We start from the raw sequence: 9927 nt of genomic DNA on the forward strand, positions 1-9927 counted from the left end.
GATGTTTGTCGGACATTCCGCATCCGGGCGATGATCAGGTGCGATGGCAATCTAGCGGCATATTCGCGAAAGGATTGTGACAGTCCCGGGCCACAATGGTAGAACGGCGCTCCGATGCAAATCGGGTGCTAATCTATAGACTTGAAAAGACTAGGAAAAATGGTCGGAGCGGCGGGATTTGAACCCACGACCCCTAGTCCCCCAGACTAGTGCGCTAACCGGGCTGCGCCACGCTCCGATGCCGTTCCCTTAGCTGTGATCCCGTTTCCGTGCAAGGCGTAGAAACGACCAGCGGAGCGGCGCCCTTCCTGTTCCGGCCGCGGGCCGTCAGCCGTCCTTCATCGCCCTTTCCAGCATCTGGCGGCAGTCGATCAGGTCCTTCAGCGCGCCTTCCAAGCGCTCGCGGTCGAGCGTGCGCTGCTCGGCGCTGCGGCCGTGGGTCGCGGCATGGGTTGCACCGTGGGTCGTGCCGTGGCGGAAGGTTTCCAGGATATCGTCTTCCGCGTCGACGAAACGGAAGTCGATGCCGTCCTCGGAGGAGGCGCCCTCATTATCCTCCTCCTCTTCCTCGTCATCGCCGTTGAGGGTGACGCCGGTGTCGTTGTTGTCCTCGAGCAGGCTCTGGCCGAGTGCCTCCTCGATCGCACCGAAGGAAACTGCGGCCGAATTGTCCGCCAGACTCTGCACCGACTTGATACCGTGCTCTTTGAGGATCCGCTGCACCCCGCGGATGGTGTAGCCCTCGCCATAGAGCAGCCGGCGGATGCCCTTGAGCAGGTCGACGTCGTCGGGCCGGTAGTAGCGCCGGCCGCCGCTGCGCTTCATCGGCTTGATCTGGGAGAAGCGTGTCTCCCAGAACCTCAGCACATGCTGGGGGATGTCGAGATCGCTTGCGACCTCGCTGATGGTTCGAAACGCATCCGGCGCCTTGTCCAAATGCTTGCTTCCCTTCACAAACTACTGGGCCGGCTCTTCGCCGCCATTGGTCACCGCGTGGCCGTTGATTCGCTGCTTCAGGATGGCCGACGGCTTGAAGACCATCACGCGGCGCGGCGAGATCGGCACCTCGGTGCCGGTCTTCGGATTGCGACCGATGCGCTGACCCTTCTTGCGCACCATGAACGAACCAAACGAGGAGAGTTTCACCGTCTCGCCCTTCTCCAGGCAGTCCGTGATCTCCTTCAACACCAATTCGACGAATGCAGAAGACTCCGTGCGAGATAGTCCAACCTTCTGATATACGGCCTCGCACAGGTCCACGCGTGTGACTGTTTTTCCGGTCCCGGCCATCGCCTGCCCCAAACTCACGGCGAACAATTTTGCAATTTGCATCTGAAATTAAGAGCTTACCCTGCTTTGGTCAACAGCACTGTGAAGTCAATCACATCTAAAAAACTGTGCACGGCCGAACGGCAATCTGGCCGGGTGCTACCAGCGGACCAGTGCGGAGCCCCAGGTAAAGCCGCCGCCCATGGCTTCCAGCAACACCAGATCACCCTTCTTGATGCGCCCATCCTTGACGGCAACCGAAAGCGCCAGCGGAATCGAGGCTGCCGAGGTATTGCCATGCAGGTCGACGGTCAGCACCACCTTCCGGGGCGCAATATGCAACTTATGGGCGGATGCATCAATGATTCGCTTGTTGGCCTGGTGCGGAACGAACCAGTCGATGTCGTCGGCGCCGAGGCCCGTGGCCGCGAAGGCGTCCTCGATCACGTCGGTGATCATGCCGACCGCATGCTTGAAGACCTCCCGCCCTTCCATCCGCAGATGCCCGACCGTCTGCGTCGAGGATGGGCCGCCGTCGACATAGAGTTTGCTCTTGTGCCGGCCGTCGGAACGCAGATGCGTGGTCAGGACGCCGCGGTCGAAGGACTTCCCCGGCTGCTCCTGCGCCTCAAGCACCACCGCGCCGGCGCCGTCGCCGAACAGCACGCAGGTGCCGCGGTCGTTCCAGTCGAGGATGCGCGAAAACGTCTCGGCGCCGATCACCAGCGCGCGCTTGTAGCCGCCCGTCCGCAGGAAATTGTCGGCGGTGGCGAGCGCGAAGATGAAGCCCGAGCAGACCGCCTGCAGGTCGAACGCAGCGCCATGGCTGATGCCGAGGCCGTGCTGGACCGCGACCGCAGTCGCCGGGAATGTGTTGTCGGGCGTCGAGGTCGCGAGCACGATGAGATCGATCTGTTGCGCATCCATCCCGGCGTCGGCCAGCGCCGCGTGCGCCGCGTTGAGCGCGAGATGCGAGGTGAACTCACCATCAGCGGCGATATGACGCTGCCGGATGCCGGTGCGCTGCACGATCCACTCGTCGGATGTGTCGATACGGGTCGCCAGCTCGGCATTGGTCAACACCTGCCGTGGCAGGTAGGAGCCGCAGCCCCGCACCACCGAACGTTTCGTCACGAGACAGCCTCCGGCGTGGGCGGATCGGGGACGAGACCGCCGCCCTCGCGATTGAGCATCTGATTGATCTTGGTCAGGAGATCGTAGCGGGCCATCTCATAGCCAACATCGACGGCGGAGGCAAAGCCCTCGGCGTCGGTTCCACCATGGCTCTTGACCACGACGCCGTTCAGTCCCAACAGCACGCTGCCATTGGACTTGCGGGGGTCGAGCTTGTCACGCAGGGCGCGGAAGGCGCCGCGCGCCAGCAGATAGCCGATCCGCGCCAGCCAACTCGGCTCAATCGCACTGCGCAGGAACTCCATGAGCTGGCGGGCTGCGCCCTCGCTCGCCTTCAACGCGATGTTGCCACTGAAACCTTCCGTCACCACCACGTCGGCGACGCCGCGTCCGATGCCGTCCCCCTCGACGAAGCCGATATAATCGAGCTGCGGCAGGTTCATTGCGCGCAGCAATTCTCCGGCCTCGCGGATCTCCTCGTGGCCCTTCACTTCCTCGACCCCGATATTGAGCAGGCCCACCCGCGGCTGGGGAATGTCGAGCAGCACGCTGGCCATCGCGCTGCCCATCACCGCCAGCGCGACGAGGTGCTGGGCGTCGCCGCCGATGGTGGCGCCGAGGTCGAGCACGACGGAACCGCCGCGCATGGTCGGCCAGACCGCGGCGAGCGCCGGCCGATCGATTCCCGGCAGCATGCGCAGGCAGAAACGGGCCATGGCCACCAGCGCGCCTGTATTGCCGGCAGAGACCGCAACGTCGGCCTCGCCTTTCTTGACCGCTTCGATCGCAAGCCACATCGAAGAAGATTTCCGGCCGCGCCGCAGCGCCTGGCTCGGCTTCTCACCATTGCTGACGGCGACATCGGTGTGAATGACATGCGACACAGCCCTCAACGTGGGATGCCTCGCAAGCTCCGTCTCGATCCGTGCGCGGTCACCGAACAGCAGGAACTCGCTGTCGGGATGGCGTGACAGCGACATGGCGGCGCCGGGAATGACCATGGGCGCGCCGACGTCGCCGCCCATGGCGTCAAGCGCAATTCGAACCTTTTGAGGCATGAACGTCCCGGAAGCCTGATTCGTGCAGTCGCGACTCATGGCCGCGATCGGCCAAGCGCCGTGCAGCACCCCGGCCGGGCCGGGACAATAGCGTGTCCCAGCCCTGAGACAACCTCCTGACCCCAAAGGCCCTGCAACCGGTCAATGCCGCCGCATGCGTCGGAAAATTCCAAGAAATTCATCTGATCCAGTGCCTTATGGCCAAATTCGACGGATTTGCCCCCGGCCGGAAAGACCGCTCATTCGCCTTTGGCCTTGCTGGCCTTGGGCATCGCCGCACCGGGCTGCAATGCTTTCAAAGCAGCAAACGGGTGATCCTCCGGGTCGGGCGCCGCCACCTGCGCCTCGAAGACCACGCCCGGTTTGCGGGGATAGGGGTCGATCGCAAGATACAGCACGTCGGTCGCAAGTCGGCCAAGATCGATGATGCCGCTCTCGAACGGCTCCGGCGGCTCCTCCGCGCTGCTTTCCCCTTCGGCGACATCATCGGCGGAAGCGGCGAACTGTGCCATTTGCTCAGCAGGCGCGAACACGACGTCGACGGCCTCGTCGATCTCGCTCTCGACCGGGTCGAGGGTGACGACGCAGGTCTGGCCGATCCGGGCCAGGACACGGCCTTCGACATGCACCCGCCCGCCGCTTTGCGGCGTCAGGTCGAAGGAAGCTCGCGCCGACGAAATGTCGCGCAGCCCGCCGATCGCGGCCATGGCTTCGCGCGTGGCTTGGTCCGCCTCGATCTCGCAATGCAGCCCGGTGTCAGGAATCTGCGCCACGGGGACGAACGCACGCCAGGGATCGCGCGCAGGCACTGATTTGCTCATGTTTCGAGGCCTTGAAGCTGCGGCGCGGGGAACCTCAAGGACCCACCGAGCAGTGCGGCATCATCCTGGGCTGCCAGTCCTGCCATGGCCGTTTGCGCATAGGCGGCCAGCCGCCGCGCATTGTCGGGATCTCTGCCGTCCAGAATGTTCTTTCCGATCGCCGGCGCCAGTCCCTCTCCGCCGGCGGCAACTGCCTGATCGTAGGCCGCCGCGCGGCCATAGAACGCCTCGCCAAAGGCCTGCATGCGCTTGGGAACCGCGAGATCGCCGACTCCCATTTCGCGCAGATTGGCGTCCATATCCTCGCAGAATCGGTCGAACAGCGCCTGGACAAGCTCGCCAGCATCTGCGACCGACCGCAGGCGGTGGAGCGCCATCCACAGGTGCAGGAGCAGCAGGTCGAAACGGCCATTTACTGTATCCGGGACGCCCAAGTCCCGATAAAACAACGGTTCTCGCGCCTGCGTCACGATCGTGCCATAGATGGCTTCAATGGTGCCGCGCGCGGCTAGCCGGGGTTTCCTGAAGTGGTTGAACGGCCAGAGCATTTTGGGTTCCACAGGCGTGCCCCCGGCATCCCAGGGGCGCGCATTTCCTACGTTTCGCGCCGACGTCGTCTGGTCGGCTGTGGCGTCGTGGCCGGTTTCTAAGAGCACGGGACAAGTTCTGCAATGAGGGTAGCGAGCAAGACCCGCGAATACGCGTCGCACGGCCTGTTGGGCCGATGGCGGAGCGCACGTCTGGCAGCAGCGGCGGCACTCGTCTGCGCGTCGCTTGCGGCCTGCACCGGCGAGCAGTTCCAGAAGGGCTACATCCTGCCCACTGGCGCGCTGGAGCAGATCCCGATCGGCGCGAGCCAGGACCAGGTTCTGATCGTGATGGGCACGCCCTCCACGGTCGCGACCCTCGACGGCGACGTGTTCTATTACATCTCCCAGCGTGCCGAGCGCATGGTCGCCTTCATGAATCAGAAGGTCGTCGACCAGCGGGTGATCGCGATCTATTTCGACAAGAACCGCCAGGTGCGGCGGCTCGCCAATTACGGGCTGAAGGACGGCAAGATCTTCGACTTCATCAGCCGCACCACGCCGACCTCCGGCCAGGAACTGTCCTATCTGACGCCACTGTTCAAGCTGATCAGCTTCAACTGACGGCTCGCCGGGCGATATAGTCGAGAAACCCCGCGGCGCAAGCCGCGGGGTTTCCTTTGGCTCACGCGCCGTGCGCGAGGATCGCGAGCAGCAAGAGCGCGACGATGTTGGTGATCTTGATCATCGGGTTCACCGCGGGCCCGGCCGTATCCTTGTAGGGATCGCCGACGGTGTCGCCCGTGACCGCCGACTTGTGCGCATCCGAGCCCTTGCCACCGTAATGGCCGTCCTCGATGTATTTCTTGGCGTTGTCCCAGGCACCGCCGCCCGAGGTCATCGAGATCGCGACGAACAGGCCGGTGACGATGACGCCGAGCAGCATGGCGCCGACCGCCGAGAACGCCGCCGACTTGCCGGCCGGCCCGCCGCCCGCGATCGCGTAGATCACGAAGTAGACCACGATCGGCGACAGCACCGGCAGCAGCGACGGGATGATCATCTCCTTGATCGCCGCCTTGGTCAGGAGGTCGACGGCCTTGCCGTAGTCCGGCTTGTCGGTGCCCTGCATGATGCCGGGCTTCTCGCGGAACTGCCGGCGCACCTCCTCGACGATCGCGCCGGCCGCGCGGCCGACCGCGGTCATGCCCATCGCGCCGAACAGATACGGCAGCAGACCGCCGAACAGCAGGCCGACCACGACGTAGGGGTTGTTCAGCGAGAAGTCCGGGTTGATGCCCTGGAAGTAGCTATGGTGGGCGGAATCCGCGATGAAGAACTTCAAGTCCTGATTATAGGCCGCGAACAGCACCAGCGCGCCGAGACCGGCCGAGCCGATCGCGTAGCCCTTGGTGACCGCCTTGGTGGTGTTGCCGACCGCGTCCAGCGCGTCGGTGGACTTGCGCACCTCCTTCGGCAAGCCGGCCATCTCGGCGATGCCGCCGGCATTGTCGGTCACCGGGCCGAAGGCGTCGAGCGCGACGATCATGCCGGCGAGCGACAGCATGGTGGTGGTGGCGATCGCGATGCCGAACAGGCCTGCGAGGCTGTAGGTCACGAGGATGCCGGCGATGATGACGAGCGCCGGCAGCGCGGTCGCCTCCATCGAGATCGCGAGGCCCTGGATCACGTTGGTGCCGTGACCGGTGACCGAGGCCGCCGCGATCGACTTCACCGGGCGGAAGTCGGTGCCGGTATAGTATTCCGTGATCCAGATGATCAGCCCGGTGACGACGAGGCCGACGACGCCGCAGGCGAACAGCGACAGGCCCGTGTATTCGACGCCGTCGAGCTTGTCGAAGCCGATCAGCCAGTAGATCGCGCCGGCGACGCCCACGAGCGACAGCACGCCGGTCGCGATCAGCCCCTTGTACAGCGCGCCCATGATCGACTGGTTGGCGCCGAGCTTGACGAAGAAGGTGCCGATGATCGAGGTGATGATGCAGATGCCGCCGATCGCGAGCGGCAGGGTCATCATGTTGGTGAGGATCGGCGTCTTGGCGAAGAAGATCGCCGCCAGCACCATGGTGGCGACCGCGGTCACCGCGTAGGTCTCGAACAGGTCGGCCGCCATGCCAGCGCAGTCGCCGACATTGTCGCCAACGTTGTCGGCGATGGTCGCCGGATTGCGCGGATCGTCCTCGGGAATGCCGGCCTCGACCTTGCCGACGAGATCGCCGCCGACGTCGGCGCCCTTGGTGAAGATGCCACCGCCGAGACGGGCGAAGATCGAGATCAGCGAGGCGCCGAAGCCGAGCGCCACCATCGCATCGACGACGGTGCGGCTGTCGGGCGCCAGTCCCATGAACTGGGTGAGGACGGCGAAGTAGATGGTGACGCCGAGCAGCGCGAGGCCGGCCACCAGGAGGCCGGTGATGGCGCCGGACTTGAAGGCGAGTTCCAGGCCGCCGGCCAGCGAGGTGGTCGCGGCCTGCGCCGTGCGCACATTGGCCCGCACCGAGACGTTCATGCCGATGAAGCCGGCTGCGCCCGACAGCACCGCACCGATCGCAAAGCCGACCGCGACCAGCATCCCGAGGAGATAGGCCAAGAGCACAAAGATCACGACACCGACGATACCGATGGTCGTGTATTGGCGGCGCAGATAGGCCTGCGCGCCCTCGCGCACGGCGCCGGCGATTTCCTGCATCCGCGGGCTGCCGGCATCGGCCTTCATGACCGACGATGTCGCCCAGATGGCGTAGAGAATGGAAAGCGCTCCGCAGAGCACGATCACCCATAGTGCTGTCATTGAACTTGCCTCAGATTTCTGACGTGGCCCCACGCCGTTGCCGCGAGCGCGGCTGGCGCACAAAAGGACGGCGCACCCTGCCCAAAAGGGCGGCCCCAAATCGGCCGGGACCATGCCAAAATCGCACCCCCGGCGCAACGCCGCGGAAGCGCCAAGGCGCCGCTTTTTTGCAGGTATTTCCCGCCGCGCGGCCCCGATTTGGCGGGAATCTAGAAATGGCTGTAGGACCGCCGCTCAAGCGCGATCTCCCTGCCCTGCGCATCCAGGAACCTGGCCGTACCGGGGCCTGCGACGATGGTCCCGATCACGCTGACGGCCACCCCCGTCTTTTCGGCCGCCACAACGAAGGCAGCGCAACGATCCTCGGGGACCGTACACAGGATCTCGTAATCGTCGCCGCCCGATATCAACGCTTCGACGCTGGCCGCGCCGCGCGCGAGAAGATGGGTCGCCGCTGCGGATTTGGGGAGGCGCGCCGCAACGACCTCGGCCGAGACGCCCGACGCCATACACAGCTTGGTCAGATCGCCGGCAAGCCCGTCGGACACGTCCATGGCGGCGCTGGCAAAGTCGCACACGGCCGACGCCAGCGCATTGCGTGGCTCCGGTACGCGATAGCGGGCGACCAGCATGCTGCCGGCCGCAGCGTCGCCGGCAAGCGCTGCTGCGACGGGTCCGCCCTTGAGGATGTCGAGGCCGAGCGCGGCATCGCCGATCATGCCGGTGACGAAGATGCGGTCGCCGGGGCTGGCGCCGCGGCGATGGACCATGCGTCCCTCGGCGACGCGGCCGAAGGCCGTGACCGACACCATCAGCGGTCCGGGTGTCGAAACCGTGTCGCCGCCGAGCAGCGGACAGCCATAGAGCTTGGCATCCTGGCCAAGCCCGCGCGCGAATGCCTGGAGCCAGCTTTCGTCGACGGCTCGCAGGGCGAGCGTGAGCACGAAGCCCGCCGGCACCGCGCCCTTGGCGGCGAGATCGGACAGGTTCACGCGCAGCGCCTTGCGTGCCACCGTGTCCGGCGGATCGTCGGGCAGGAAATGCACGCCCTCGACGATGGCGTCGGTCGTCACCACGATGTCGTGGCCTTCCGCCTTGAGGACTGCTGCGTCATCGTCGAGGGCGAACGCGCCCGGGTCGGTCGCCAGCGGCTTGAAATGGCGCGCGATCAGCGAGTCCTCGCCGGAGGCGGGCCATTCACTAGCCACGGGCGAACTCCTCGGCGCGGAATTGCCGGGCGATCTGGTCCAGCACTGCGTTGACCATGCCGGTCTCCTCCCGCTCGACGAAGGCGTGGGCGACATCGACATATTCGGAGACGACGACGCGGCCCGGCACGTCCTTGCGATGCTCCAGCTCGTAGGACCCGGCCCGCAAAACCGCGCGGAGAATGGCGTCGATCCGCTTCAAAGGCCAGCCCTTCGACAATGCCTCGTCGATCATCGGATCGAGCCGCGCCTGGTCGCGCACCACGCCGGAGACGATGTCGCGGAAGAACGCGGCCTCGGCGGGCAGATATTTCTCGCCCTCGACCTCGCCGCCGAGCCAATGGCTCTCGAACTCGGCGAAGATGTCGTTGATGCCGGCCCCGGCGATGTCCATCTGGTACAGCGCCTGCACGGCGGCGAGCCGCGCGGCGCCGCGCCGGTTCGCCTTGCGGTCGACGCTCCTCCTGTCCGCCCCCCGCGCCGGCTGTTTTCTGTCATCCGCCATGGGATCAGGCCCGCGCCAGTCGGCGCTTGATCCGCAGCATGGCAAGCGCCGCGCGCGCGGCGTCGCCGCCCTTGTTCAACTCGGACGCCCGCGCCCGCGCCCATGCCTGCGCCTCGTCATTGACGGTCAGGATGCCGTTGCCGAGCGGAAACCGCTTCGTCACCGCAAGATCCATCAGCCCGCGGGAGGATTCCATCGAGACGATCTCGAAATGGATGGTTTCGCCCTTGATGACGCAGCCGAGCGCGATCGCCGCATCATAGGGCTTGCCGTTCGTCTCGCCCGCCTCGACCGCCATCGCGATCGCCGCCGGAATTTCCAGGGCGCCGGGAACGGTGATCACGTCGTGGCTGACGCCGGCGGCCTTCAGCTCGGCAATGGCGGCTTCCAGCATGGCGTCCTGGATATCGTCATAGAACCGGGCCTCGACGATCAGCGCACGGGCGCCGGTGATGTCGGTCTGGTCCTTCAGCGGCGCGCGCCGTGGGTCTGCCATCGTATTTTCCGTCTATTCGATCTGTTGGCGCGGGTTTTAGGCGCAGGCGCGCCCAAAGCCAAGTGCCATGCTTCCTTCAGATTCTGTCAGCCTTCAG

11 protein-coding genes and 1 tRNA gene are annotated in these 9927 nt (G+C 65.5%); 1 reads left to right on the plus strand and 11 read right to left on the minus strand.

All coding sequences use genetic code 11. The features are described 5' to 3' along the window. Positions 1-160: 160 nt before the first annotated feature. The 7 genes from JOY90_RS36365 to JOY90_RS36395 all read right to left on the minus strand — a co-directional run bounded on the left by JOY90_RS36365 (position 161) and on the right by JOY90_RS36395 (position 4830). Positions 161-238 (minus strand) — tRNA-Pro (locus JOY90_RS36365). A gap of 89 nt (positions 239-327) precedes the next feature. Beyond that, on the minus strand, positions 328-936 hold the full coding sequence (locus tag JOY90_RS36370; protein WP_291695910.1) for a MerR family transcriptional regulator: 609 nt from the start codon (positions 934-936) through the stop codon (positions 328-330). A gap of 21 nt (positions 937-957) precedes the next feature. Beyond that, a complete protein-coding gene (locus JOY90_RS36375; RefSeq protein WP_291695920.1) occupies positions 958-1290 on the minus strand; it encodes an integration host factor subunit alpha in 333 nt (110 codons plus the stop codon). Between the two features lie 138 nt (positions 1291-1428). Next, the gene (locus JOY90_RS36380; RefSeq protein WP_291695911.1) at positions 1429-2403 is read right to left on the minus strand and encodes a beta-ketoacyl-ACP synthase III; all 975 of its coding nucleotides are present in this window, start codon (positions 2401-2403) and stop codon (positions 1429-1431) included. Next, on the minus strand, positions 2400-3461 hold the full coding sequence (gene plsX, locus JOY90_RS36385) for a phosphate acyltransferase PlsX (protein ID WP_291695912.1): 1062 nt from the start codon (positions 3459-3461) through the stop codon (positions 2400-2402). Before plsX ends, JOY90_RS36380 begins: the two co-directional genes overlap by 4 nt. A gap of 239 nt (positions 3462-3700) precedes the next feature. Then, a complete protein-coding gene (locus JOY90_RS36390; protein ID WP_291695913.1) occupies positions 3701-4282 on the minus strand; it encodes a DUF177 domain-containing protein in 582 nt (193 codons plus the stop codon). After that, positions 4279-4830 carry a ubiquinol-cytochrome C chaperone family protein gene (locus JOY90_RS36395; protein WP_291695914.1) on the minus strand — a complete coding sequence of 184 codons (552 nt, stop codon included), beginning with the start codon at positions 4828-4830 and terminating at the stop codon, positions 4279-4281. The genes JOY90_RS36390 and JOY90_RS36395 overlap by 4 nt, the downstream gene beginning before the upstream one ends. A gap of 123 nt (positions 4831-4953) precedes the next feature. Here JOY90_RS36395 and JOY90_RS36400 point away from each other — a divergent pair, with 123 nt between their 5' ends. Then, positions 4954-5433: an outer membrane protein assembly factor BamE gene (locus JOY90_RS36400; protein ID WP_291695915.1), complete on the plus strand. Its 480-nt coding sequence runs from the start codon at positions 4954-4956 to the stop codon at positions 5431-5433. Between the two features lie 61 nt (positions 5434-5494). Here JOY90_RS36400 and JOY90_RS36405 read toward each other — a convergent pair whose 3' ends face one another. The 4 genes from JOY90_RS36405 to ribH form a co-directional block, all read right to left on the minus strand. Then, the gene (locus JOY90_RS36405) at positions 5495-7621 is read right to left on the minus strand and encodes a sodium-translocating pyrophosphatase (RefSeq protein ID WP_291695916.1); all 2127 of its coding nucleotides are present in this window, start codon (positions 7619-7621) and stop codon (positions 5495-5497) included. Between the two features lie 209 nt (positions 7622-7830). After that, positions 7831-8829: a thiamine-phosphate kinase gene (gene thiL, locus JOY90_RS36410; protein ID WP_291695917.1), complete on the minus strand. Its 999-nt coding sequence runs from the start codon at positions 8827-8829 to the stop codon at positions 7831-7833. Beyond that, entirely contained in the window at positions 8822-9334 is a 513-nt protein-coding gene (gene nusB / locus JOY90_RS36415) for a transcription antitermination factor NusB (RefSeq protein WP_291695918.1), read from the minus strand. The genes thiL and nusB overlap by 8 nt, the downstream gene beginning before the upstream one ends. 4 nt (positions 9335-9338) lie before the next feature. Next, positions 9339-9830 carry a 6,7-dimethyl-8-ribityllumazine synthase gene (gene ribH / locus JOY90_RS36420; protein ID WP_291695919.1) on the minus strand — a complete coding sequence of 164 codons (492 nt, stop codon included), beginning with the start codon at positions 9828-9830 and terminating at the stop codon, positions 9339-9341. Positions 9831-9927: the final 97 nt, after the last annotated feature.

The sequence above is a fragment of the Bradyrhizobium sp. genome (assembly GCF_019242285.1).
In the GTDB taxonomy this organism is placed as follows: domain Bacteria; phylum Pseudomonadota; class Alphaproteobacteria; order Rhizobiales; family Xanthobacteraceae; genus Bradyrhizobium.

Coding starts and splice junctions, on each gene's coding strand:
- JOY90_RS36375 (WP_291695920.1), bottom strand. CDS start 1,290: ATGGCCGGGACCGGAAAAACAGTCACACGCGTGGACCTGTGCGAGGCC.
- plsX (WP_291695912.1), bottom strand. CDS start 3,461: ATGCCTCAAAAGGTTCGAATTGCGCTTGACGCCATGGGCGGCGACGTC.
- JOY90_RS36390 (WP_291695913.1), bottom strand. CDS start 4,282: ATGAGCAAATCAGTGCCTGCGCGCGATCCCTGGCGTGCGTTCGTCCCC.
- JOY90_RS36395 (WP_291695914.1), bottom strand. CDS start 4,830: ATGCTCTGGCCGTTCAACCACTTCAGGAAACCCCGGCTAGCCGCGCGC.
- JOY90_RS36400 (WP_291695915.1), top strand. CDS start 4,954: ATGAGGGTAGCGAGCAAGACCCGCGAATACGCGTCGCACGGCCTGTTG.
- JOY90_RS36405 (WP_291695916.1), bottom strand. CDS start 7,621: ATGACAGCACTATGGGTGATCGTGCTCTGCGGAGCGCTTTCCATTCTC.
- nusB (WP_291695918.1), bottom strand. CDS start 9,334: ATGGCGGATGACAGAAAACAGCCGGCGCGGGGGGCGGACAGGAGGAGC.
- ribH (WP_291695919.1), bottom strand. CDS start 9,830: ATGGCAGACCCACGGCGCGCGCCGCTGAAGGACCAGACCGACATCACC.